The 23,292-nt window shown below is 72.6% G+C and carries 23 protein-coding genes; 9 read left to right on the top strand and 14 right to left on the bottom strand.

Annotated elements, in window-relative coordinates; genetic code table 11:
• Positions 1-6: 6 nt before the first annotated feature.
• The 3 genes from ACWGKJ_RS26585 to ACWGKJ_RS26575 all read right to left on the bottom strand — a co-directional run bounded on the left by ACWGKJ_RS26585 (position 7) and on the right by ACWGKJ_RS26575 (position 2,418).
• Positions 7-444, bottom strand: coding sequence for a RidA family protein (locus ACWGKJ_RS26585; protein WP_385031751.1), 438 nt, complete (start codon positions 442-444; stop codon positions 7-9).
• Positions 441-1,568 carry a mandelate racemase/muconate lactonizing enzyme family protein gene (locus tag ACWGKJ_RS26580; protein WP_385031748.1) on the bottom strand — a complete coding sequence of 376 codons (1,128 nt, stop codon included), beginning with the start codon at positions 1,566-1,568 and terminating at the stop codon, positions 441-443. Before ACWGKJ_RS26580 ends, ACWGKJ_RS26585 begins: the two co-directional genes overlap by 4 nt.
• A 61-nt stretch (positions 1,569-1,629) precedes the next feature.
• Entirely contained in the window at positions 1,630-2,418 is a 789-nt protein-coding gene (locus ACWGKJ_RS26575; RefSeq protein WP_385031760.1) for a creatininase family protein, read from the bottom strand.
• 50 nt (positions 2,419-2,468) lie between these two features.
• Here ACWGKJ_RS26575 and ACWGKJ_RS26570 point away from each other — a divergent pair, with 50 nt between their 5' ends.
• Positions 2,469-3,437: an ROK family protein gene (locus tag ACWGKJ_RS26570; protein WP_385031745.1), complete on the top strand. Its 969-nt coding sequence runs from the start codon at positions 2,469-2,471 to the stop codon at positions 3,435-3,437.
• Between the two features lie 71 nt (positions 3,438-3,508).
• On the opposite strand, the gene ACWGKJ_RS26565 is transcribed toward ACWGKJ_RS26570, so the two are convergent.
• From ACWGKJ_RS26565 to ACWGKJ_RS26545, 5 genes are read right to left on the bottom strand one after another with little or no spacing between them, the layout of a single operon-like run.
• The gene (locus ACWGKJ_RS26565; protein WP_385031742.1) at positions 3,509-4,510 is read right to left on the bottom strand and encodes an ATP-binding cassette domain-containing protein; all 1,002 of its coding nucleotides are present in this window, start codon (positions 4,508-4,510) and stop codon (positions 3,509-3,511) included.
• Positions 4,507-5,325: an ATP-binding cassette domain-containing protein gene (locus tag ACWGKJ_RS26560; protein WP_385031739.1), complete on the bottom strand. Its 819-nt coding sequence runs from the start codon at positions 5,323-5,325 to the stop codon at positions 4,507-4,509. Before ACWGKJ_RS26560 ends, ACWGKJ_RS26565 begins: the two co-directional genes overlap by 4 nt.
• Positions 5,322-6,272 carry an ABC transporter permease gene (locus tag ACWGKJ_RS26555; RefSeq protein WP_385031736.1) on the bottom strand — a complete coding sequence of 317 codons (951 nt, stop codon included), beginning with the start codon at positions 6,270-6,272 and terminating at the stop codon, positions 5,322-5,324. Before ACWGKJ_RS26555 ends, ACWGKJ_RS26560 begins: the two co-directional genes overlap by 4 nt.
• A 14-nt stretch (positions 6,273-6,286) precedes the next feature.
• Positions 6,287-7,297, bottom strand: a complete 1,011-nt coding sequence (locus ACWGKJ_RS26550; protein ID WP_385031733.1) for an ABC transporter permease — start codon at positions 7,295-7,297, stop codon at positions 6,287-6,289.
• The gene (locus ACWGKJ_RS26545) at positions 7,294-8,868 is read right to left on the bottom strand and encodes an ABC transporter substrate-binding protein (protein ID WP_385031730.1); all 1,575 of its coding nucleotides are present in this window, start codon (positions 8,866-8,868) and stop codon (positions 7,294-7,296) included. The genes ACWGKJ_RS26550 and ACWGKJ_RS26545 overlap by 4 nt, the downstream gene beginning before the upstream one ends.
• A 54-nt stretch (positions 8,869-8,922) precedes the next feature.
• Between ACWGKJ_RS26545 and ACWGKJ_RS26540 the strand changes: the two genes are divergently transcribed.
• Both ACWGKJ_RS26540 and ACWGKJ_RS26535 read left to right on the top strand, forming a co-directional pair.
• Complete coding sequence (locus ACWGKJ_RS26540) at positions 8,923-9,765, top strand: IclR family transcriptional regulator (protein ID WP_385031727.1); 843 nt, start codon at positions 8,923-8,925, stop codon at positions 9,763-9,765.
• Positions 9,762-10,832, top strand: a complete 1,071-nt coding sequence (locus ACWGKJ_RS26535; RefSeq protein ID WP_385031724.1) for a serine hydrolase domain-containing protein — start codon at positions 9,762-9,764, stop codon at positions 10,830-10,832. Before ACWGKJ_RS26540 ends, ACWGKJ_RS26535 begins: the two co-directional genes overlap by 4 nt.
• A gap of 164 nt (positions 10,833-10,996) precedes the next feature.
• Here the strand turns inward: ACWGKJ_RS26535 and ACWGKJ_RS26530 are convergent, their stop codons facing one another.
• On the bottom strand, positions 10,997-11,719 hold the full coding sequence (locus ACWGKJ_RS26530) for a DsbA family oxidoreductase (protein WP_385031757.1): 723 nt from the start codon (positions 11,717-11,719) through the stop codon (positions 10,997-10,999).
• Positions 11,720-11,856: 137 nt separating this feature from the next.
• Positions 11,857-12,705 (bottom strand): SCO6745 family protein, encoded by an 849-nt coding sequence (locus tag ACWGKJ_RS26525; protein ID WP_453315835.1) that lies wholly within the window; start codon positions 12,703-12,705, stop codon positions 11,857-11,859.
• A gap of 165 nt (positions 12,706-12,870) precedes the next feature.
• On the opposite strand from ACWGKJ_RS26525, the gene ACWGKJ_RS26520 reads away from it, so the two are divergent.
• Together ACWGKJ_RS26520 and ACWGKJ_RS26515 are read left to right on the top strand one after the other, a co-directional pair.
• Positions 12,871-13,569: a GntR family transcriptional regulator gene (locus tag ACWGKJ_RS26520; protein WP_385031718.1), complete on the top strand. Its 699-nt coding sequence runs from the start codon at positions 12,871-12,873 to the stop codon at positions 13,567-13,569.
• A 319-nt stretch (positions 13,570-13,888) separates the two neighbouring features.
• Positions 13,889-15,640, top strand: coding sequence for an enoyl-CoA hydratase-related protein (locus ACWGKJ_RS26515; RefSeq protein ID WP_385031715.1), 1,752 nt, complete (start codon positions 13,889-13,891; stop codon positions 15,638-15,640).
• 50 nt (positions 15,641-15,690) lie between these two features.
• Here ACWGKJ_RS26515 and ACWGKJ_RS26510 read toward each other — a convergent pair whose 3' ends face one another.
• From ACWGKJ_RS26510 to ACWGKJ_RS26500, 3 genes are all read right to left on the bottom strand, one after another.
• Positions 15,691-16,200 carry a GNAT family N-acetyltransferase gene (locus ACWGKJ_RS26510; RefSeq protein ID WP_385031712.1) on the bottom strand — a complete coding sequence of 170 codons (510 nt, stop codon included), beginning with the start codon at positions 16,198-16,200 and terminating at the stop codon, positions 15,691-15,693.
• A 74-nt stretch (positions 16,201-16,274) separates the two neighbouring features.
• On the bottom strand, positions 16,275-16,910 hold the full coding sequence (locus tag ACWGKJ_RS26505; RefSeq protein WP_385031709.1) for a DUF1349 domain-containing protein: 636 nt from the start codon (positions 16,908-16,910) through the stop codon (positions 16,275-16,277).
• A complete protein-coding gene (locus ACWGKJ_RS26500) occupies positions 16,907-18,448 on the bottom strand; it encodes an aldehyde dehydrogenase (NADP(+)) (protein WP_385031706.1) in 1,542 nt (513 codons plus the stop codon). Before ACWGKJ_RS26500 ends, ACWGKJ_RS26505 begins: the two co-directional genes overlap by 4 nt.
• A gap of 154 nt (positions 18,449-18,602) precedes the next feature.
• On the opposite strand from ACWGKJ_RS26500, the gene ACWGKJ_RS26495 reads away from it, so the two are divergent.
• From ACWGKJ_RS26495 to ACWGKJ_RS26485, 3 genes are all read left to right on the top strand, one after another.
• Positions 18,603-19,376: an IclR family transcriptional regulator gene (locus ACWGKJ_RS26495; RefSeq protein WP_385031703.1), complete on the top strand. Its 774-nt coding sequence runs from the start codon at positions 18,603-18,605 to the stop codon at positions 19,374-19,376.
• A 106-nt stretch (positions 19,377-19,482) separates the two neighbouring features.
• Positions 19,483-20,934: a peptidoglycan D,D-transpeptidase FtsI family protein gene (locus tag ACWGKJ_RS26490; RefSeq protein ID WP_385031700.1), complete on the top strand. Its 1,452-nt coding sequence runs from the start codon at positions 19,483-19,485 to the stop codon at positions 20,932-20,934.
• Positions 20,935-20,990: 56 nt separating this feature from the next.
• Positions 20,991-21,428: a hypothetical protein gene (locus ACWGKJ_RS26485; protein ID WP_385031696.1), complete on the top strand. Its 438-nt coding sequence runs from the start codon at positions 20,991-20,993 to the stop codon at positions 21,426-21,428.
• Positions 21,429-21,482: 54 nt separating this feature from the next.
• On the opposite strand, the gene ACWGKJ_RS26480 is transcribed toward ACWGKJ_RS26485, so the two are convergent.
• Positions 21,483-22,271 carry an HAD family acid phosphatase gene (locus ACWGKJ_RS26480; protein WP_385031693.1) on the bottom strand — a complete coding sequence of 263 codons (789 nt, stop codon included), beginning with the start codon at positions 22,269-22,271 and terminating at the stop codon, positions 21,483-21,485.
• Between the two features lie 143 nt (positions 22,272-22,414).
• On the opposite strand from ACWGKJ_RS26480, the gene ACWGKJ_RS26475 reads away from it, so the two are divergent.
• Complete coding sequence (locus tag ACWGKJ_RS26475) at positions 22,415-23,200, top strand: GNAT family N-acetyltransferase (protein WP_385031690.1); 786 nt, start codon at positions 22,415-22,417, stop codon at positions 23,198-23,200.
• Positions 23,201-23,292 lie beyond the last annotated feature (92 nt).

Genomic DNA, 23,292 nt, shown 5'->3' with positions numbered 1-23,292 from the left:
GGGCGCTCACGCACCGGCGTACGCCACCACATCGATTTCGACCAGGATGTCCATCAGCTCCGAGCCGACCGTGGTGCGCACCGGATACGGCGCGGTGAAGAACTCCCCGTACGCCGCGTCGAAGCCCCCGAAGTCCCGGTGGAGATCGGCCAGATGCACGGTCACCTTGACGACGTCGTCCAGAGTGAGCCCGCGCTCGGCGAGCACCGACCGGATGTTGCGCAGCACCTGGGCGGTCTGCTGCCCGGCCGTCTCCGGCACCTCGCCGGTCGCCGGGTCCTGCGGGCCGAACCCGGCCGTGAAGAGGAAATCGCCGGCCAGGACGCCCTGGCTGTACGCCCCGGCGGGACGCGGCGCGTGCGCGCTGCGCACCGCCTGCCGGCCGGGCCGCGGCTCGTTCTGCCGTACGTGCTGCCGTTCGCTCTGTTCCGCTGTCCCGCTCATCCCGTCAGGTCCCCTTCGCGCTCGTTGACCGCGGCGAAGTGGCGCAGCTTCTCCTCGTCCACGCTCACCCCCAGGCCGGGCCCGGTGGGCACCCGCAGCCGGCCGTTCTCCAGGTGCAGCGGCTCGATGATGTCGTCGGCGTGCAGGTAGTACATGCTGTCGATCGCCCGGGAGAGGACCGGGGTGCTGGACACGACGGCCAGATGGGCGGCGGTCGCGATGCCCAGCTCACCGCCGCTGTGCAGATTCATCCCGAGCCCGAACGTCTCGCAGTGGGCGGCGAGCGCCTTGGTCGCGGCGATACCGCCCCACTTGTAGACGTCGCCGTGGATCACGTCCACGGCGTTCAGCCGTACCGCGGGGGCGAACTCCTCGAACCGGACGACGCACATGTTGGTGCAGAGCGGGATCCGGACCTTGGCGTGCACCTGACTCATGCCCTCGATCCCCACGCAGGGGTCCTCCAGGTACTCCAGGTCCAGCTCCTCCAGGGCGATCCCGGCACGCACCGAGTCGGGTACCGACCAGGCGGCGTTCGGGTCGACCCGCAGGTTCACCCGGGGCAGGGCGGCACGGACGGCCCGCAGGATGGCGACGTCACCTGCGACGTCCCTGGTGCCCTTGAGCTTGACCGCGTCGAAGCCGCCCTCGGCCACCACGCGTGCGGTGTGCTCGGCCAGCGCGTCCGGCAGCCCGTCGGCGCCCACGCCGGGTGCGTCGGCGCGGGTCACCAGGGCGGTGATGGGGACCTCGTCGCGTACCGGACCGCCCAGCAGGTCGGTGACGGACTGCCCGGTGGCCTTGCCCATCGCGTCCCAGCAGGCCACGTCGAGGGCGGCGATGGCCGCGTAGCCCAGGTAGCCGTGGAAGAACGGCACCATGTGCTGTTTGCGGTGGAAGCTCTCCAGCGCGAACGGGCTGGTGCCGATCAGGTCCGCGGCGAGCGCTTCGACGATCGCCGCGACCGGGCGGCCCCACATCGTCTCGCCCCACCCGTCGACACCCGTGTCGGTACGGATCCTGACGACGGTCCGGGTCTCCCCCGTCTTGGTCTCGAACGAACTGGTGAACGGGTTGACCAGCGGGAGGTTCACAACCCACACGTCGACATCGGTGATCTTCATGGCTCTCTCTGTCTCTCCTCGGGTCCGGCCGCCTGGTTCAGCGACGCGGTGATGCAGGGGTTCAGCGGGTCGCCGCGTCGAACGCGCGGACGGCGCGGGCCAGCCCGGTGGCCCGGTCGTCGAGCAGCCGGGCACCGCGCTCCGGGTCCGCCCCTGATGCGTCATCGGTCGCGCCGCCCACCCGCTCCCACTCGCCGTGGCGCTCCACGGTGAGCCCCGGGTACGGCGGATGGTCGAAGAGCGGCGGGGGCTCGACGGGTGCGCGCGCCGGCACCGGTGTACGGACGAGGTCCGGGTGGGCCGCCAGCATCAGCGAGGTCTCGAACCATCCGGCGTGGCCGGGTGTGACCTCGGGCCTGCCCCCGTCGTCGGCGCCGGATGTGACCGTCCAGTACGAGCAGGCGGCGACGGTCACATCGGCGCGCAGCGCGAACCGTTTCACGGCGAGACGCATGATCTCGTCGTTGCCGCCGTGTCCGTTCACCACCATGATCCGGCGGTATCCGCTGGTCACGAGCGAGTCCAGGATGTCGTCGAGTACCGCGCCCAGGGTGGCGGCGGAGAGCGATACCGCGGCGGCGAACAGATGGTGCGGGCTGTGCCCGAAGGGCAGGGCGGGCAGCCGTACCAGTTCCGGCGCGTCCGGCTCCCGGGCGAGCAGGGTGCCCGCCCGGTCGATCACCGCTTCGGCGAGCAGGGTGTCGGTGCCCATCGGCAGATGCCCGGCGTGCTGCTCCTGGGATCCGATCGGCAGCAGGGCGATGCCGTGCTCACCGGCCGCGCGCACCTCGCCCCAGGTCAGTTCGGTCAGCCGGGCCGGACCCGTGGGTCGCGGCCGGCTCGGTTGCAGTTGGCTCACGGTGCTACCTCCTCGAAACTCCGCCGTGGCAGAGTCGGCGCATGGTGCAGAGACGTTCTCCGTTGCGGTTGGTGCCCGAGCCCGCTCCGGCCCCCCTCGTACCGGGCGCCCGGCGGACGCTCGGCGCGGTCGAGCTGGTGCCCGGCCGGATCACCGCGGCCGTGCTGACGATGTCGGGCGCCGTGCTGGAGCGGGCGGAGACCACGTACGACCCGGGCACGGCCACACCGGGCGACATCGACGCCGCGCTGGCCGGGGCGGCCCGGGTCTTCGACGGTCACGGCCCGGACGGGGTCGGGGTGGCCGCCGCGGGCCTCGTCGACCCGGACGGGGGCCTGATCACCGAGGTCAACGACGTCCCCGCGCTGCACGGCTATCCGGTGGCCGCACGGCTCGGCGCGCTGACCGGGCTGCGGGTGCGGGTCGAGCACCGGGCCAGGCTCCAGGTGCTCGGCGACCGCTGGTTCGGTGCGGGACGGGGACGGCGTACGTTCGCGTCGGTCTCGACCGGCGAGGTGCTGGGCGTGGGCATCCTCTACGACGGTGAGGTGCTGGCCCCGCCGGGGGGCCGCAGCGGCGCCCATATGACGGTGTCGGCCAGCGGCGACCCGTGCACCTGCGGCCGGCGCGGCTGCTGGAAGACCGTAGCCACCACCCGCTGGCTGCGGGAGTGCTCGCGGGCGGCCGGGCTCGGTGACCGGGTCTCGCTGGCGGCCCTGGTGGAGCGGACGGACGGTCCGGCCCGCCGGGTGGTCGACGCGTACGCGCGGAACGTGGCCCTGGGCCTGGTGAATGTGCAGCAGCTCTTCGCCCCGGGGCTCTTCGTGCTGCACGGCGAGGCCCGGGAGGGCGGTGAACGGTTCCGTACGCTGATCGAGGAGCGGCTGCGCGCCGACAGCGCCGACGGGGCGGCGGTCGCCGCCGAGCTGCCGAAGGTACTGGTCAGCGCGGCGGCCGTGGACGATGTGGCGCTGCTCGGCGGGGCGGGTCTGGTGCTGTCGCAGTTGTAGGGGGGCGGGGCGGGGGGCTGTGTGCCGGACGGCTGTGCGCTGGACCGTGCGGAGCCGGGCCGGGGTTCCGGTCATCGCGGGCCCGTCCCGGGTCCGTCGGCTGCCCCGGGTCCGTCGGCTGCCCCTGAACCCCGGGTCTTCCCGGAGCCGTCGCCCGCCCCGGCCCGGTCACTCCCCCGGTCCGGCCCCGTACGGCCCGGCCTCCGGCGTGCGCTGCGCGGGTCCGGGTCGGGCACCGCGTCGAGGAGCCGGCGGGTGTACGCGTGCCGGGGGCGCCGGAAGACATCGGCGGCGTCCCCGACCTCCACCAGGGCGCCCCGGCGCATCACGGCGACCCGGTCGGCCACCTGGCGCACCACGGCCAGGTTGTGCGAGACGAAGACATAGGTCAGGCCGAGGCGCTGCTGGAGCTCCGCGAGCAGGTCGAGGATCCTGGCCTGCACGGAGACGTCGAGGGCGCTGGTGGGTTCGTCGAGCACCACGAGCCGGGGTTCGATGGCGAGCGCGCGGGCGATCGAGACGCGCTGCCGCTGCCCGCCGGAGAACTCGTGCGGATAGCGGTCCTGGATGCCCGCGTCCAGACCGACCGCCTCCAGGAGTTCACCGACCCGCTCCCTGGTGCGGGCCCGGCCGCGCCGGCCGCGCGCCGCCGGATCATGCGTGACCAGGGGCTCCGCCACGATGTCGGCGATCCGCATCCGCGGGTTCATGCTGGAGTACGGGTCCTGGAGGACGACCTGCATCTGCCTGCGGACGGAACGCAGCTGGGCCGGGGTGAGACCGCCGAGGTCCTGCCCGGCGAACCGCACCGCGCCCGCGGTGGGTTCGATGAGCCGCAGCAGCAGCCTGGTCAGGGTGGTCTTGCCGCATCCGGACTCACCGACCAGGGCCAGGGTCTCGCCCTCGTACACCGTCAGCGACACGTCGTCCACCGCGACGCTCACCGGCCTGCTGCCGAACTCCTTGCGCAGACCGTCCAGTTCGAGCAGGGCCGTACGTCCGCCCGCGGGGTCCGCTGCGGCGTCCGTACCAGCGGGGCGACCCGGTTGTGCCGGGCCGGTTCCGGATGTCATGCCGGCTCCAATCGGGGGGTGGCGTCCAGGAGCCGGCGGGTGTAGTCGTCCGCGGGCTCGGCGAAGACGTCCAGGACGTCACCGGTCTCCACGACCCTGCCGTGGTTCATGACGGCGACCCGGTCGGCGGTCTCGGCCACCACACCGAGGTCGTGGGTGATGAGGACGACGGCCATGCCGTGCCGTTGCCGCAGCTCGACCAGGAGGTCGAGGATCTGCCGCTGCACGGTGACGTCGAGTGCGGTGGTCGGTTCGTCGGCGATGAGCACCCGCGGCCTGCCGACCAGCGCCGTCGCGATCATCACGCGCTGGCGGAGACCGCCGGAGAGCTCGTGCGGGTACTGCCGGTACCGGCGTTCCGGATCGGGGATGCCGACCTCGTCCAGGGCCGCGACCGCGGCCTGCCTTGCCTCGGCCCGGGGCAGCCCCTGGTGGTGACGGAGCACTTCGGCGACCTGGCTGCCGACCCGCTGGAGCGGATCGAGGCTGGTCATCGGGTCCTGGAAGACCATGGCGATGTCATGTCCCCTGATCCGGCCGAGCTCCTTCTCGGGGAGTGCGAGCAGGTCGCGGCCGTCGAAGAGGATCTCGCCGCCGCTGTAGACGCAGGGCGGGGCCGGGTTGAGGCGCAGCACCGAAAGGGCGGTGGCCGTCTTGCCGCTGCCGGACTCGCCGACGACGGCGAGCGTCTCCCCGGCGGCGACGTCCAGGGAGACCCCCCGTACGGCGTGCACGGTGGAGGTTTCGAGCCGGAAGTCGACGCTGAGGTCGTTGATGCGGAGCAGTGGCTCCGCCGGGGCGGGGGTGGGTTTCATCGGCGGTACGCCTTCGGGTCCGCGACGTCGCGCAGTGCGTCGCCTGTGATGTTGACAGCGAGCGAGGTGATCATCAGGGCCGCTCCGGGGAAGACCGCGAGCCACCAGGAGGTGCCCAGGTAGAGCTGTCCGTCGGAGAGCATCGAGCCCCAGGTGACGGTCTCCTTGGGGACGCCGAGGCCGAGGTAGCTCAGGGACGCCTCGGCGACGATCGCGGCGGCGATGTGCAGGGTGGCGATGGTGGCGAGGGGCGCCATCACATTGGGCAGCAGATGGCGGCGCATGATGGTGCGGTCCGTGACGCCGATGGCCCGTGCCTCGGTGATGAAGTCGCGGGAGCGCAGGGACATGACCTCGGAGCGGACGACCCGGGCGTAGGAGACCCAGCCGGTGAAGCCGAGCACGAGGATCACGTACCAGAGGCCGGAGCCGAGGAAGCCGACGATGGCCAGCGCCAGCAGGATCGCCGGGAAGGCCAGCTGTACATCGGCCAGCCGCATCAGTACGCGGTCGGTCCAGCCGCCGAAGTAGCCGGAGGCCAGTCCGACGGCGGTGCCGATGACCCCGGCGAGCAGCGCGGCTCCCGCGCCCACCAGGAGCGAGACCCGGGTGCCGTAGATGACCCGGGACAGCATGTCCCGGCCGAGCTGGTCGGTGCCGAGGAGGTGGGCGCTGCTGCCGCCGTGCTGCCAGGCGGGCGGCCGGAGCCGCAGCAGCAGGTTCTGTGTGTTCGGGTCGTGCGGGGCGATGAGCGGGGCGAACACGGCGGCGATCAGCATGACCGCGAGTACGGCGAGGGCGACGACCGCGAGCCGGTTGCGCAGCAGGGCCCGCAGGACGGCGGATCCGGGGCCGCGGGGCGGGGCACCGGAGGGGGCGGTCCGGCCGGACCGGCCGGACGCCGGGGCGGAACTCTGTTCAGCGGCAGTCGTGTTCGGGGGGCTCATGGGGCGCAGCGGGCTCACTTGGTTGACCTCACCCTCGGGTCGAGGAAGCTGTAGGAGAGGTCCACCAGCAGGTTCACCACGACGAAGGTGGCGGCGAAGAAGAGCACCGTTGCCTGGACCAGCGGGAAGTCGCGTTTGGAGATGGCCTCGATCGTCAGCTGTCCGACCCCGGGCCAGGAGAAGACCTGTTCGGTGAGGATCGCGCCGCCGAGCAGACTGCCCACTTCGAGGCCGACGACGGTGATGACGGGCAGCGAGGCGTTGCGCAGTCCGTGCCTGAGCACCACCTTCACCGGTCCGAACCCCTTGGCCCGTGCGGTACGGATGTGGTCGGAGGAGAGCACGTCGATCAGCGAGGACCGCAGCAGCCGGGCGACGACCGCGACGGAGTAGACGGCGAGGGTGACCGCGGGGAGTACGAGGTTGGCGAAGGTGCCGTATCCGGAGGCCGGGAGGACGTGCAGTCCCACGGCGAAGACGAGGATCAGCAGGATGCCCACCCAGAAGGGCGGTGTGGACTGCCCCAGGAGGACCCCGGTCATCACACCGCGGTCGGAGGCCCGGCCGCGCCGCATGGCCGCGAATATCCCGGCGGGCACGGCGACGACCAGGGTCACCACCAGGGCGGCGCCCGCGAGTTGGAGGGTGGCGGGCAGCCGGTCGGCCAGCACGGTCCTGACGGGTTCGTTGTAGAAGAGGGAGTTGCCGAAGTCGAGGCGGGGCAGCCCCCAGAGGAAGTCCAGGTACTGGGTGAGCAGCGGCCGGTCCAGGCCGAGGCTCGCCCGCAGCACCGACTCCTGGTGCGCGGTGGCGTCCGGCGGGAGCAGCTGTTTGACGGGGTCGCCGGAGAGCCGGACCAGGAAGAACGAGACGGTCGCCGTGCACAGCAGGACGAGCACCGCGGTGCCGAGCCGTACCAGGACGCCGCGCAGCAGCCGGGCCCGGTCGCGGCCGGTGCGGGCCGTGCCGTCCGGCCTCGCGGCGGGTTCCGTCGCTTCCGGTTCCCGCAGGGACAGGTCGCTCATACCGTGACCTCCGCGTTCTGCAGAGCCAGCGAGCCCGCGGCCCCCGGTTTCCACCGGGGCCGGGCGTTGCGGGCGAGGATGTTGTCGAGCTGGTAGAGGAAGACGAAGGGGGCCTGTTCGCGCATCAGCCGCTGGAGGTCGGAGAAGGCACGGGCGCGTTCCGCGGGGTCGACCGAGAGCTCCTCGGTGTCGATGAGCCGGTCCGCCTCCTTGGAGTGCCAGCGGCTCTGCCTGCGGTCGCTGCGTACTACGGACTGGAGCATGCTCTCGCCGTCGAGGGTCCAGACGGTGCTGGCGGCCAGGTACATCGGGCCGAGCGCACCGTGGTTGTCGGAGGTGAGCCGGGCCGCGTACGTACCGGGGTCGAGGAGGGCGACCCGGGCGTGCACCCCGGCGCGGGCGAGGAGCCCGGAGATCGCCTCGGCGACGTTGGAGTCGGCGTTGGACGCGGTGAGCGTGGTGGAGAAGCCGTGCGGGTATCCGGCCTCGGCGAGCAGGGCGCGGGCCTTCGCGGCCGAGCGGGTGAAGGGTTTGACGGACGGGTCGAAGCCGTAGGCGCCGCGCGGGATCATCGCGGGGACCTCGCGGGCCTTGCCGCCCAGCACCGCCTTGATCAGCAGCGGGACGTCGATCGCGTGGTTGAGCGCCTGCCGCACCCGGTGGTCGCCCAGCGGGCCGCCGTCCAGGGTGTTCAGCGACAGGTACGAGGTGCGGATGCCGGGGTAGTTCTCCAGCGTCACCCCGGCGTACCCGGCCAGTTGCTGTGCGGCGTCGGGGGTGAGTCCGGCGACGAGGTCGACGCCGCCGCTCTGGAGCGCCGCGAGCGAGGAGGAGGGGTTGGGCGCCGGGCTGAAGACCAGTTCGTCCACGTGCGGCCTGCCCTGCCAGTGCTTGGTGTTGGCCCGCATCCGCAGCTGGTGGTCGCGCTGCCAGCTGACGAAGGTGAAGGGGCCGGTGCCGACCGGGTGGGCGGCGAACCCCTCGTCGCCGACCTTGGCGATGTAACGGGGCGGGACGGCCACTCCGCCGAACAGGGAGAGCTTGTCGGGCAGGATCGGGTCGTGCAGCGAGGTGTGCACATCCACCGTGAGCCGGTCGACGACGCTCACGCTCTTCACGTAACGCAGCTCCACGATGGGCGACTTGGTCGCCGGGTCCAGCAGCCGCTCGATGCTGAACTTCACCGCCGCCGCGTCACAGGGTTCGCCGTTGTGGAACCGCACGCCGGGGCGCAGCCGGAAGCGCCAGGTGTGTGCGGAGCGGGCCGTCCAGGAGAGCGCAAGACGCGGATGCAGCTTGTTGTCGCGGCCCCGGGTGGTGAGGGTGTCGAACATGTTGATCAGGGCGTTCATCGACACCATGTCGCCCTGTTTCTGCGGGTCCATCGTGGTGGCGTCGCTGGGCTGCGAGACCCGCAGGACATTGCCGGCACTGCCCGCGGGGTCGGCACCACACCCCGTCAGGAGAGCAGGGGCGGCGACGGCCGGGACGAGCAGACCGCCGAGCCGCACCACGTCGCGGCGGGACGGGTGGTTGCGGTCCACGGCCCACCCCTGACGTATTCGTTCCATTGAACAACACTTCCGTTCCGGAAGATGGAATGCGATGGGGTTAAGCTAGGCGTCATGCCGAACACGGTCAACACCCGATCGAGCGAGCAGGAGCCCGGGAAGGGCCCCGTCGACAAAGCGATGGAGGTACTGGAGGCACTGGTACAGGCGGGCGGCCCGCACCGCCTCGGCGAGATCGCGCGGCGCACCGGGCTCACCAAGCCGACGGTCCACCGCCATCTGCGGACCATGGCCGAATACGGCTTCGCCCAGCCCGCGGACGGCGGCAGTTACCGCGCCGGGCCCCGGCTGCTGGGCCTGGCCGCCGCGGCGCTGGACACCGGGGACGACCTCCGGCTGGTGCGCCCCGCGCTGGCCGATCTGCGCACCCGCACCGGCCTGCTCGCGTACTACGCGGTACGCCACCGGGCGACCGCCGTCCACCTGGAGCAGTCGGAACCGGTACGCGGGTACCGGCTGAGCACCCGGCCGGGCGGCGAGACCCCGCTGTACTGCACCGCGGCGGGCCTGGCGATGCTCTCGGCACTGCCGGACACAGAGGTGGCGGCGGTGCTCGAAGAGACCCCGCTCATCGCCCTCACCTCGCGCACGCCCACCGAACCGGACGCGATCCGGGAGGAGTTGGCCCGTACGGCGGAGCGGGGTTACGCGGTCGACGACGAGTACCACGAGCAGGACGTCCGCGCGGTGGCCGCGCCGGTGACGGACGGGGACGGGAGGGTGGTGGGCGCGATCGGCGTCTCGGGGCTGACCTTCACGCTGGATCCGGAGAGCGCCGGGGTGTTCGGCCCGATGGTGCGCGCGGCGGCCCGTACCGTCTCGGCGGGCCTCGGCAGCGGCGGCCCCACGCTGGGCGTCGTCGGAGGTACGGCGGCGCGCGGAGGTGACCGCGCATGAGCGGCCAGGACAGTACGCACACGGCGGGGGGCGCGGGCCGGCCCGCCCAACTGCTCGCCGCCGGGCGGGAGCGCGGGGTGTACTCGGGAGCGGCCTGGTCGGCCGGTACCGCCGATGGCCCGCTGGACCGGGGCTGGACCGGAACCCGGAGCTGGACCGGTCCCGGGCTCGACGGCAGCGAGCTCTGGGATCTGGCGTCGGTGACGAAACCGATCGCGGGTCTCGCGGTGATGGCCCTCGTCGACGCGGGCGCCCTCGCGCTCACCGACACCGTCGGCGCGCATCTGCCCGGCTACCGGGGCGGCGGCAAAGCAGACCTGACGCTCCATCAACTCATGACGCACACCTCGGGGTTGCCCGGACAGGTGCCGCTCTACCGGGACAACCCGACCCGGGCGGCGCTGCTGGACGCCGTACGGGAGCTGCCGCTGACGGCTCCGCCCGGCACCCGTGTCCAGTACTCGTCGCAGGGCTTCATCCTGCTCGGGCTGATCGCGGAGGCCGCCACCGGACGCCCGCTCGACCGGCTGGTGACGGAACTGGTCTGTGCGCCGCTGGGAATGACGGAGACCTGCTTCACACCGGACGCGGCGGGCCGGGCACGCGCGGTGGCCACCGAGGACTGCCCGTGGCGCGGCCGGGTGGTCACCGGCGAGGTGCACGACGAGAACGCCGTGGTGCTCGGCGGGGTGGCCGCCCACGCCGGGCTCTTCGCCCCGCTGCACGACATGGAACGGCTGGGCCGGTCACTGGCGGGCGGGGCTCGGGAGATCCTGCGCCCCGCCACGTACGCCCTGATGACAGCGGGGCACACGGACGGTCTGGCGCTGCGCAGGGGCCTCGCCTGGCAGGGCCAGGACCCGGCCGGCTCCCCTGTCGGCGACTCCTTCGGGCCCGCTTCGTACGGGCACACCGGCTTCACCGGTACGAGCCTGTGGGTCGACCCGGCGGCCGGGCGGTACGCGGTACTGCTCACCAACCGGGTGCATCCCAGCAGGGACGGGGACGGCATCACCGCGGTACGCCGCGCCTTCCACGACCTGGCGCACACACTCGGACACGAGTGATCCCGGCGGCCGGGACCCGGAGTCCGGGACCCGGCCCGCCCGGGTCACGAGCAGCCGGACCCCGTCACCGGGCGGCCCCGGCGCCCCGGGGAACCGGGGGCCCGGGGAACCGAAGGCCGGGGACCAGATGCCCACCGGACAGCCCGGCTCTGCGCCCGGACGGCTCAGCCCCGCTCCCCCGCCGCCGGGACCGCGCAGCCGTCAGGGCCGCAGACCCCGCCGTCCCCGCCGACCGCCGCGAGCCGGGGCTCCGCGTCCCAGGCCTGGCCGAGCGCCTGGGTGAAGACCTCGGCGGGCTGCGCACCGGACACACCGAACTTCCGGTCCAGCACGAAGAACGGCACGCCGTTGGCCCCCAGTTCGGCCGCCTCGCGCTCATCGGCCCGTACGTCGTCGGCGTAGGCCGTGGGGTCGGCGAGCACCGCGCGTACCGCCCCGGCGTCGAGCCCGGCCTCCACGGCCAGCTCCACCAGATACGCGTCGCCGTCGAACACCGACCGCTCACCGGCGAAGTTCGCCCGGTAGAACAGCCCGATCAGCTCGTCCTGGCGGCCCTGCTCCTTGGCGAGGTGCAGCAGCCGGTGCAGGTCAAAGGTGTTCCCGTGGTCACGGCCCGCCGTGCGGTAGCCGAGCCCCTCCGCACCGGCGTTGGCCGCGATGTTGTTCTCGGCCTCCTGCGCCTGCTGCGGGCTCAGCCCGTACTTCTCGCCGAGCATCTCCAGGACCAGTGCGGTGTCACCCTTCGCCCGCCCCGGGTCGAGCTCGAAGGAACGGTGCACCACCTCGACCTGGTCACGGTGCGGGAAGTCCGCGAGGGCCTTCTCGAACCGGGCCTTGCCCACGTAGCACCAGGGGCAGGCGATATCGCTCCAGATCTCGACGCGCATGTTCTTCATCTCTCCAGAGTCGTACGGCGCGGGAAACCCCGCGCCCCCGGTGAGAACAGGTGCGCGGGCCGGCGCATTCCCCCGGGCGTGCCTGTTCGGCCGCCTCTTGCTGATCTTGCTTGCGCAAAGGACCGTCCCTATGCGGGATCAGACTGTCCGCGGACGGCCTGAAACGTCCCTGCCGCGGTGAACGCGTCGGTGACCGGCGCGATGAGCGAGGCGAAGCGGCGGACGCCCGCGTTGCCGATCGGCGCCCACAGCGCGGCGCAGTGCTGGTCCGTCTCCACTTCGATGCGCTCGCGTGCCGCGCGGCCGTCGTCGGTGAGCGCGCCGTAGCAGTCGAGCCAGCCACGCGCGGCGAGGCGTGCCTGCGCCGCGCCCCATTCCTCGTCGTTCCACTGCCGGGTCGTCTGCGCGAGGGCTCTCGGAAGGGTGCCGGTCGCGGTGTGCAGCACGAGGCAGTCGCACGGGCCGAGGCCGTTGTCGGCGAGTACGACGAGGTGGGCGTCACCACGCCACTCGCGCGCCACCGTGATCTGCTGCCACAGCGCGACGAGAGGATCGGAGGGAAGCGGGAGCGAGGCGTTCGCGGCGGCGAGCACCTTGCCGGCGTAGTCGGCACCGGCGACGACCGGGCCGATCAGCGCATGTGCCTGGGCGAGGTGGTCGTCCGTGAGAGATACGCCGACGCGCCGCATCGCCCGTCCGGCGGCCAGGAAGCGGGCGGCCTGCCACCGCTCGGGCGGCGCCGCGTCCCACACGCCCGCCATGGCCTGCACCGCCCGGGGGCTGAAGTTGTAGAAGGCCGCGAGTGTGACACGCCACGGAACCGCACCCATCGCGGCCGACCGGAGGGCCAGATACACCGGCCCGTAGTCGGTCACGCCGAGTTCGGCCGCCTGCTCGGCGCCCTCGGGAGCGAGGTAGATGAACAGGTGGGCGGCGCTGACGGCGCGGCTGACGTCACGGACGGCGCTGAGGTCCAGCGGGCCGTCGCCGGTGCGGACGGACGAGTCCGCACCGGGGAGGCGGGCACAGGGGTCGTCGGAAGACACAGCGGTCCTTCCTTTCCGGGCGGAGCGCCCTGATCGGTACCGAATCGACCATAACATCGATAATCGATTATCAAGTGGATCGTCTAGGATGGGCTCATGACTCAGACGGCGCACTCCTCGACCCCGCCGGGGAAGCAGATGCTTTCCGAGCAGGTCTACGCACACCTGCGGGACGCGATCATGCGCGGGGACCACGCCCCCGGCGCCCCCCTCAAGCCGCAGGATCTTGCCAGGGAGCAGGGCGTGAGTCTGGCCGTGGTGCGCGAGGCGCTCGTGCGGGTGGTCGGCGAGGGGCTCGCCGACCGGTTGCCCAACCGCGGTTTCGCGGTCCCGGCCTTCTCCGACCGACGCTGGCAGGAGATCGCGGAAGCCCGCCGGACCGTCGAGCCGGTCGTACTGCGCATGTCGATCGAGCGCGGCGACGTCGACTGGGAGGCCCGGGTGCGGGCCGCGCACCACCGTCTGGTGCGCACTCCCGCGTACGGGCCGGCGGAGGGCGAGTACTACACCAGCGCCTGGGCCGAGGCTCACCGGGGCTTCCACCGCACGTTGCTGGAGGGGTGCGGCAACCGCGCACTGCTGGAGACCTTCGACCGGCTGTGGACCGCGAGTGAGCTGGCCCGCCGTTGGTCGGCACACCGCAACCCCGGCCGGGACGGCGCCGAGGAACACCGCAGGCTGGAGGAGGCGGCGCTGGCCCGCGACGCCGACACCGCAGCCGCGGTCCTGGTCCAGCACCTCACCCTGACCGCGGCCGCGCTGACCGACGATCCCGGCCGGGCCACCCGGGCCTGACACCACAACCGCGAGGCCGGGGTGGGAGTTCGTGTACAGGCCGAACCGGCCGCAGGGGTTCACGCGGGCCGAGAACGACCGGGACAGGGCCCGCCGGTCCGCGCCGGTGAGCCGCTTGCGCCACCTCTCCTCGCTCAGGACGCGAAGGCCGCCTCAGGACGCGAAGGCCGCCCCGCCGGGCCGCAGATGGCCCACGGCGCTCCGCTTTCGGGCGACTCCGCGGCCCGGTGCCCCGCCGTGCGCCGTCCGGGTGGCCGACCATCGCAGGCGGTCGCGGCCCCGCCCCGGCCGCGGAGCGTCCGACCACCGGGAGACCGCCGTGCACATCCTGCTCCTCGCGAGCGCCTTCAACAGCCTGACGCAGCGGGTCCACGCCGAGCTGCGGGACCACGGCCACACCGTGCCCGTCGCCCTCGCGCTGCCCGACCCCGCCGTGCACGACACGGCGCTCCGGGAGGCCGTCCGCAGGCACCGGCCCGAGCTGATCGTCGCCCCGCTGCTGAAGACGGCCGTCCCGCGGGACATCTGGGAGGCGCACACCTGCCTGGTCGTGCATCCGGGGCCGGTCGGCGACCGGGGACCCTCGTCTCTGGACTGGGCGATCCACGAGGGCGTGACCCGGTGGGGCGTCACCGTTCTGCAGGCCGGCGCGGTCATGGACGGCGGGGACGTGTGGGCCACCGCCGACTGCCCGGTGCCCGCGGTGGGCAAGAGCGACCTCTACCGCAACGAGATCTCCGACGCCGCGCTGCGCGCCGTCCAGCGGGCCGTCGAGCGCTTCGCGTCCGGAACATATGTGCCGGAGCCGCAGCGGCCCCGGCCCGTGCGGCACGGCATCGCCCGCACCCGGCCGTATCTCCGGCAGGAGCAGCGCCGCGTCGACTGGCGGGCGGACCCCACCGACCTGGTGGTACGCAAGCTGCGCGCCGCCGACTCGAACCCCGGGGTACGGGACGGACTGCTCGGCGGTGAGTGGTTCCTGCACGGCGGCCACCCGGAGGACGGGCTGCGCGGCCGGCCGGGAGAGCTGCTGGCCACCCGTGACGGCGCCGTCTGCCGGGCGACGGCCGACGGGGCGGTGTGGATCCCCGAGCTGCGGCCCCGGCGGGCCCCGGGCGAGCCGCCCGCGTACAAGCTGCCCGCCACCGTCGCGCTCGGCGACCGGCTCCCGGAGCTGCCCGAGCTGCCCGCGCCCCGGTGGCCGGAGGACCCGGGCCGCACCTGGAGCGACATCCGGTACCGGGAGGAGGGGCAGGCCGGGATCCTCACCTTCGGGTTCCCCGGCGGCGCGATGAGCACCGGGCAGTGCCGGCGGCTGCTCGCCGCCTACCGGGCCGCGCTCACCCGGCCGACATCCGTCCTGGTGCTGGGCGGCGGCCGGGACTTCTTCAGCAACGGCATCCACCTCAACGTGATCGAGGCGGCCACCGATCCGGCGGCGGAGTCCTGGGCCAACATCAACGCCATGGACGACCTGGTGGAGGCCGTGCTGCGGACCACCGACCGTCTGGTGGTCTCCGCCGTCGGCGGCAACGCCGCGGCGGGCGGGGCGATGCTGGCGCTGGCCGCCGACGAGGTCTGGTGCCGGGCGGGCGCGGTGCTGAACCCGCACTACCGGCTGATGGGTCTCTACGGATCCGAGTACTGGACCCGTTCCCTGCCGCGCCGTACGGGTGCGGACGTCGCGGCGGAGCTGATGCGGCGCGCGCTTCCGGTCAGCGCGGCAGCCGGGCAGCGTATCGGTCTGGTGGACCGCATCGTCGAGTGCGGCCCGCAGGACTTCCCGGCCTCGGTCACCCGTATCGCGGCGCGCCTGGCGTCGTCATCCGGCGCGCAGTCACGGGCCGCCGCCAAGAAGGCGGAGTTCGACCGCGAGGAGGCGCTCAGGCCACTGGCGGCGTACCGGGCGGACGAACTGGCCCGGATGGCCGCCACCTTCGACGATCCGGACGCGCCGTACCACGCGCTGCGCCGGGCGTTCGTGCGGAAACTTCCCCTGACGCGCACCCCCGCCCACCTCGACGTCCACCGGCCGGGGCAGCGGGGAGCGGCACCGGCCGACGAGGCGTGACAGGCACCGGTCGCGGCGCGGGCCTCAGCTCCGGGGCACCGGAGCGGGCCTCAGCCCCGGGCTACTGCGGCCGGGACGTCCAGCCGCAGACAGAGGTGGTCGCCGCCTGGCTCGCCGGCCGCCGGCTCGTCCGGCAGCCACCCGTGCCGGGCGTAGAACCGCTGGGCGCGCAGGTTGTGTTCGTACACGTCGAGCCTGGCCTCCCGCACCGCGTCCCGCTGCCAGGCGGCCACCACGGCGTCGTGCAGGGCTCCCCCGATGCCCCGGCTCCAGCGGGCCGGGTCGACGTGGAACTGCTTGAGGACCATGTCCCCCTCGACGGCCCGGAACGACGTGACCGCGGCGACGATGCCCCCGGTCTCGGCGCAGAGCACCTCACCGTCCGGCCGGGCGATCGCGGCGGCCCAGCCTTCCCGCACCTGGGCGTGGACCCCGGGGCTCGCGTACTCCTCGACCGGTATGCGCCCTTCGTAGTACGTGGCACGGGCCGCCGCGTGGAGTGCGGCGATGGTGTCGATGTCCTCCGGGCGGGCCGGTCGGATCAGAGAGACGGATGTCATGGTGGAGGGGACGCGGCCGGTTCCGCAGCGGTTGCAGGACGGCCGCGGGAGCGGCGCGCCCCCTCGCCCCGCCGTCAACTCCCGTCGCGCAGCGCCCTGAACGCGTGGTCCCGGTAGGCGAGCGAGTCGAACGTCACCGCACAGCCGTCCGCCATCGGGCACTGGGCGAGGAAGCCGATCCGGGCGGCGGCTGCCGCGTCGGCGTCGCCGAGGGCGAAGAACCGGACGAAGGTCCAGCGTTCGCCGTCCTCCGACGCGTGGAAGGCGAATGCCTTTCCGGTGCGGCTGATCCGCAGCCAGACGCTGTCGCCCGCCACCACCGACGAGTTGACGTCGTCGGAGTACCCCCTGGTCACGACCGAGCAGACGGTGGGGATGTCCGGGGAGAGTTCGAAGCAGAGCTTGGCCCACTCCCGTTCGCCGGTCTCCAGATAGAGCGCGCCCGCGTCCCCGGCCCCGGCGAACCGGGCCGTCACCCTGGCGATCAGCTGGAAGTCGCCGGGCGGCGGCGTACCGAGCAGCCTGGGCGCGTCCGAAGCGGGGTCGGGCGAGTCTCCCGAAGGGGGTACGAACAGGTCCTCGCAGGCCCCGGCGCGCACCGCGAGCGTCCCCTCCCGGTACGACCAGGGGGCCTGCGGGCCCTCCGGGGCCAGCGGGAAGGGCAGCTCGGGCAGCCGGGTCACCGGGGCCACCCGGCTCTGCGGGGTCATTCGGGCCGCCCGTCGACACGGCGGGGCAGACCCAGCGGGTTGCTCTCGCGCAGCTCCGGCGGGAGCAGCGCGTCGGGGGTGCCCTGGTACGCGACCGGGCGCAGCCAGCGCTCGACGGCGGTGCCGCCGACCGATGTCGAGGTGGAGGTGGTGGCCGGGTAGGGGCCGCCGTGGTGCTGGGCGGGGGCGACCGCGACCCCGGTGGGCCAGCCGTTGACCAGTACCCGTCCGGCGAGCGGGGTGAGCTGGTCGAGCAGCGCGGCGGCATCGGCGGCCCCGTCCGCGCCGTCCCCCGCGGCCTCGGCCGTGGAGACCTGGAGGGTCGCGGTGAGATTGCCCGGCAGCCGGGAGAGCACCGCGGTGATCTCGTCGGCCGAGCCGTACCGTGCGACGACCGTGACCGGGCCGAAGCACTCCTCCAGGAGCAGATCGTGCTCGCCGTCGTCGGCGAGCAGCCCGGCGGACAGCGTCAGGAAGCCCGCGCTGACGGTGTGCTCGCCGCCCGCCCCTGGCGTGACCGGGGCGTCGACCCCGGTCAGGGCGGCCCGTTCGCGTACGCCCGCGAGGAAGTTCTCCCGCATCCGGTGGTCGAGGAGAACACCGGCCTCGCTGTTGCTGACCGCGGCGGTCAGCGCCTCGACCAGGGCGTCGCCGGCCGGACCGGTGGGCGCGAGCACGAAGCCCGGCTTCACACAGAACTGGCCGGTGCCGAGGGTGACCGAGCCCGCGAGCCCCGCGCCGATCTCGTCGGCCCGCTCGGCGGCCGCCGCCTCCGTGACCACGACCGGGTTGAGCGAGCCCAGCTCACCGTGGAAGGGGATCGGGACCGGCCTGGCGGCAGCCGCGTCGAAGAGGGCGCGACCCCCGCGCACCGAGCCGGTGAATCCGGCCGCCGCGACCAGCGGGTGCTTGACGAGCGCCACCCCGGCGTCGAAGCCGTGCACCACGGAGACCACCGCAGGGTCGAGTCCGACCTGCTCGGCGGCCCGGTGCAGCACGGCGGCGCAGAGCTCCGACGTGGCGGGGTGGTCGGGGTGCGCCTTGACGACCACCGGGCAGCCGGCCGCGAGCGCGCTCGCGGTGTCGCCGCCGGGCACCGAGAAGGCCAGCGGGAAGTTGCTCGCCGCGTACACCGCGACCACGCCCAGCGGCAGCTTGTACCGGCGCAGGTCGGGCCGGGGCGGGGTGGCGCCGGCGTCCGGGTGGTCGATACGGATGTCGAGGAAGGAGCCCTCGTCGACCACGTCGGCGAAGGCCCGGAACTGGGCGGTGGTGCGGGCGAGTTCACCGGTGAGCCGGCCGGGTCCGAGCGCCGTCTCGGCGTCGGCGGCCTCGATGACATGGGGCCCTGCCTCGTCGAGCAGGTCGGCGGCGGCGCGCAGCAGGGCTGCCCGTACTCTACGGTCGGCGAGTGGCGCACGTGCGGCATGGGCGGCGCGGACCACCTGGTCCACCTCGCCGGTCGTGGCCTCCACCGCGACCTGCTCACGCTGCTTCCCGGTTCGGGGGTCGACACTCCAGACTGGTGTTGCTGCCACCGCGAACGTCCTCCCAGATCCACTGCCGCAAACCACTGCCGCACCACGGGTTGTTCGGTAAAGTTGTTCGGTATTCTGAACAAAGTTCCCGATGGTGAATTCCCCCGGAACTCTAATAACGCGCGTTCAGCATTGACAAGAGGGGCCGAGTCGAATGTCGACTGCCGAGACAGCAGGTGGGGCGCAGGTCAAGTCCGCGGTGCGGACGGTGGAATTGCTGGAGTACTTCGCCGGGCGCCCCGGTATGCACTCGCTCGCATCCGTCCAGGAGGCCGTCGGGTACCCCAAGTCCAGCCTCTACATGCTGCTGCGCACGCTGGTGGAGCTGGGCTGGGTGGAGACCGACGCGACCGGCACCCGGTACGGCATCGGCGTACGCGCCCTGCTGGTCGGTACGTCGTACATCGACGGCGACGAGGTCGTCGCGGCGGCCCGCGCCACCCTGGACCGGCTCTCGGACGACACGACGGAGACCATCCACCTCGCCCGCCTCGACGGCACCAACGTCGTCTATCTGGCCACCCGCCAGTCGCAGCACTATCTGCGCCCCTTCACCCGGGTCGGCCGCAGGCTGCCCGCGCACTCGACCTCGCTGGGCAAGGCGCTGCTCGCCACTCACAGTGACGAGCAGGTCCGCAAGATGCTGCCGGAGACCCTGCCGCAGCTGACCGAGCACACCCTCACCGACCGCGAGAAGCTCATCGAGGAGCTGCACCTCGTCCGGGAGCAGGGGTACGCGGTGGACCGCGAGGAGAACACCCTAGGGCTGCGCTGCTTCGGTGTCGCGATCCCCTACCGGACCCCCGCCCGCGACGCGATCAGCTGCTCGGTGCCGGTGGCCCGGCTCACCCCGGGCCATGAGCAGATGGTCAAGGACGCGCTCTTCGACGCCCGCGACCGGCTGACCCTGGCCACCCGGCGGCTCTGACCGGTCCCGCCGGCCCGTCCGAGCGTCCCGGAGGCCCGGATGAGAGATCGCTGAGAATCCCGCCGGAGGGGAACGGCGCCGCCGCTCCCGTTCGTCCTCTTACGGGATGAACAAGACAATCAGGCGCGCCTCGGTCTTCTGCCTGCTCCTGGTCCTCGCCCTGCTCGGGCGGGCGACCTGGGTGCAGGCGTACGAGACCAAGGCCCTCGCAGACAACAAGAACAACCGCCGGACCGCCATAGCCCAGTACGCGAACCCGCTGGGCGACATCGTCGTGGGCGGCAAACCGGTCACCGGGTCGAAGCGGACGGACAGCGGTGACCTCGCCTACCGGCGTACGTACACCGATGGCGACCTGTACTCGGCCGTGACCGGGTACAGCTCGCAGGCGTACGGATCGACGCAGCTCGAAGGGATCTACAGCGATGTCCTCGACGGGACGGACACCCGGCTGAAGAACCCGGTCGACGCCCTCACCGGCAAGCAGACCGCGCCCGGTGACGTCCTCACGACGATCGATCCCGCCGTGCAGAAGGCGGGATACGAGGCGCTCGGCAGCAAGAAGGGCGCGGCCGTCGCCATCGACCCGAAGAGCGGCCGGATCCTCGGCATGGTCTCCACGCCGTCCTACGATCCGTCGAAGATCAGCGGTACGACGGACGGCGACGCCTGGAAGCAGCTGACCGGCGACAAGAGCCAGCCGATGCTCAACCGTGCGCTGCGCCAGCCGCTGCCCCCGGGGTCGACCTTCAAGCTGGTGGTCGCGTCGGCCGCGCTGGAGGACGGGCTCTTCTCCTCGATCGACGAGAAGACCGACAGCCCCGACCCGTACCGGCTCCCCGGCACGACCACGGACCTCACCAACGAGAGCGCCTCCGACCCCTGCGAGAACGCGACGCTGCGCACCGCCCTCGAATACTCCTGCAACACCGTCTTCGCCAAGGTCGCCGACGACCTGGGCCAGGACAAGGTGCGGGCGATGGCGGAGAAGTTCGGCTTCAACGACTCCAAGCAGGACGTGCCGGTGCGCGCGTGGCCGAGCACCTACCCCTCGCACATGGACAAGGCGCAGACGGCGCTGAGCGGCATCGGCCAGTTCGATGTGACGGCGACCCCGCTCCAGATGGCGATGGTGACGTCCGCCCTGGCGAACGGCGGGATGATGGCCGGTCCGCACATGGTCTCCAAGGTGACGGACGGTGACGGCAACACCCTCCAGTCCTACGAGAAGGAGCCGTCGAAGCGGATCGTCTCGGCGTCCACCGCGTCCCAGCTGCAGAGTGCGATGCAGACGGTCGTCGAGCAGGGCACGGGGTCGAGCGCGAAGGTCCCCGGCGCGGTGGTGGGCGGCAAGACCGGCACCGCGCAGCACGGTGTGAACAACAGCAAGACGCCGTACGCCTGGTTCACGTCGTACGCGAAGGACAAGTCGACCGGCAAGGAGGTGGCGGTCGCGGTGCTGGTGGAGGACTCGGACGCGGCCCGCGCCGAGGTCAGCGGGAACGGTCTCGCGGGGCCGGTGGCGCAGAAGATGATGGCGGCGGCGCTGAAGAAGTAGCGGTCCGGTGATCCGCCGGCGCCCGCGGCGGGCGGTCCTGGCCGTAGGGTGCCGCCATGGTCATACGACTGCCCCGCTCCCCGTCCGGCTGGACCATGGCCGTCTTCGGCGTACTCGCCGTCGTGCTGGGCGCCTTGGGCCTGATCTCCCCCGACACGCTGCTCAGGACCATGGGCTTCGCCGCCCCCGCGTCCGGCCGCCCGTCGTCCGACTACACCCGGACCTTCATCACGGCCTCCTCGATGGCCGCGGTGAACATGGGCGTGTACTACGTCCTGGCGGCGGCCGCCGACTGGCGGGCCTTCTTCCGCTGGACGGTCCCGTTCCGGCTGCTGACCTTCGCGGTCTTCACCACAGCCGTGCTGTCCGGCCGCGCGCCGGCCGGGTTCATCGGCGTGGGGCTGTGGGAGGGGACCGGTGCGGTCGTGACGGGGGTGGCGCTGCGGTACGAGACGGTCAGGGCACGGCGTACGGCTCCGGCCCCGACGGTCTGACGGGGCCGGAGCGGGTCCGGCCGGACGGGACAGGACCGGACCTCGCCGCACCGGTTACGGCAGGAAGTACATCGGGTTCGGGAGCTTGTACGTCTTGTCGGCGTAGCCGCCGCTGAGGTCGGAGTACTGGTCACCGAAGTTGGCGACGATGCGGTAGCCGAGCGACTCGATGTGCTTCCTGGTCCCGGCCTTGAACTGGACCGTGGTGCAGGTCCACTTGGGCTGTGCGCAGCTCAGATAGGACGGAGCGGCGGTCTGGTCCTTGAGGTAGAAGTGGGACCTGTCCACCGGCACCTGGTAGCCGGCCCGGGTCAGGTTGGTGGCCGACGCGGTGCGCTGCGACTCGTCGCGTCCGGTGAGGAAGAAGACCGTGACACCCTTCTTCGCTGCGTAGTTGACGACGCCGGGCATCCCGAAGACACCGATCGACCGTGCGCTCTGGACGTAGTCGTTGAAGGCGGTCGCGTTGTAGGCGAAGCCGTTCTTCTTCTCCCAGTCGTAGGTGAGGAGCGTGGTGTCGTCCACGTCGAGCACGATGGCGGGCTTGCGGCCGTGCCCGTTGTGGTGGGCGGCCTCCGCGATCTGCCGCTTCGCCCGTGCCTCGATACCGGCGACCTGCTTGGCGTAGTTGCTCTTCGGTGAGGCCTGGTAGGCGCCCGACGCGTCGGGCTTGCCGCCGTAGTAGGCGGTGATGCTGTCCTCGACCTTGGTGATGTTCGGGATCTCGCGGTCCGTCCGCGGCACGGAGTTGTCGGCCGTGGCGACGCCGATGCCGTAGAGGGCGCTGCCGGCCGCGGCGAGGGCGACCGTGGCGGCGGAGATCCTGGCGAGTCTGGAGGGCATACGCGTGTGCTCCGGTTCTGGTGGTGACGGACTGCAGGTCACTGGTTGTCTACGCGCATCACATGGAGTGCACAAGACTCTTTGCGGATCTGTTGCGGAGAAACCCGGTTGCGGCGTGCGGGGCCCGGCTGTTGGGTGACCGGATGGATCTCGAAGCGGTACGGGCGGCGTTCGATCTCCGGATGCGGCGGGACGCGCCGCCGGAGGGACCCGGCAGTGTGGTCGAGCGGGTCGGCGATGTGGTGCGGCAGACCGGTCCGGACGCCGGCAGCTGGAACGGCGTCGTCTGGTCGGCCCTGGACGCGGCCGGAGCCGATGCGGCCATCGCCGGGGAGGTGCGCCATTTCACCGCGCTGGACCGGGAGTTCGAGTGGAAGCTGTACGCCCATGACGGCCCGGCCGATCTGGCGGACCGGCTCCTGGCGGCCGGGTTCGTGCCCGAGCCGCCGGAGACGCTGATGGTCGCGGAGGTCCGGGCGCTGCCGGCCGAGGTGCGGCTGCCCGAGGGGGTAGAGCTGCGGCCCGTCACCGATGCCGCCGGGGTGGCCCTCATGACCCGCGCGCACGAGGCGGCGTTCGGCGAGGACGGCTCACGGATCCACCACCAGGTCCTGGCCCGGCTGACCGATGACCCGGATTCGCTGGTGGCGGTGGTGGCGATGGCCGGTGACGAGCCGGTCTGTGCGGCGCGGATGGAGTTCCGTCCGGGCACGGGGTTCGCCAGTCTCTGGGGTGGCGGTACGGCCCCGGCCTGGCGGGGGCGCGGCATCTACCGCGCCCTGATCGCCCACCGGGCGGGGATCGCAGCGGCGCGCGGTGTCCGCCTCCTCCAGGTCGACGCGTCCGACGACAGCCGCCCGATCCTCCAGCGGCTGGGCTTCGCCGCGCTGACCACGACGACTCCGTATGTGTACGGGGCACGGAGCTAGGGTCTGTCCGGCCGATCTTCGTGGATCAGTCCGCGGCGTCTGGTGCGGTGCCTCGCAAGGCGGAGGATCGCCCCTGTACTGGACGTACCGGG

This window comes from Streptomyces sp. NPDC054757, assembly GCF_053612185.1.
The sequence above is the reverse complement of the archived record's forward strand: the minus strand, read 5'-3'. Positions and strand labels throughout refer to the sequence as shown.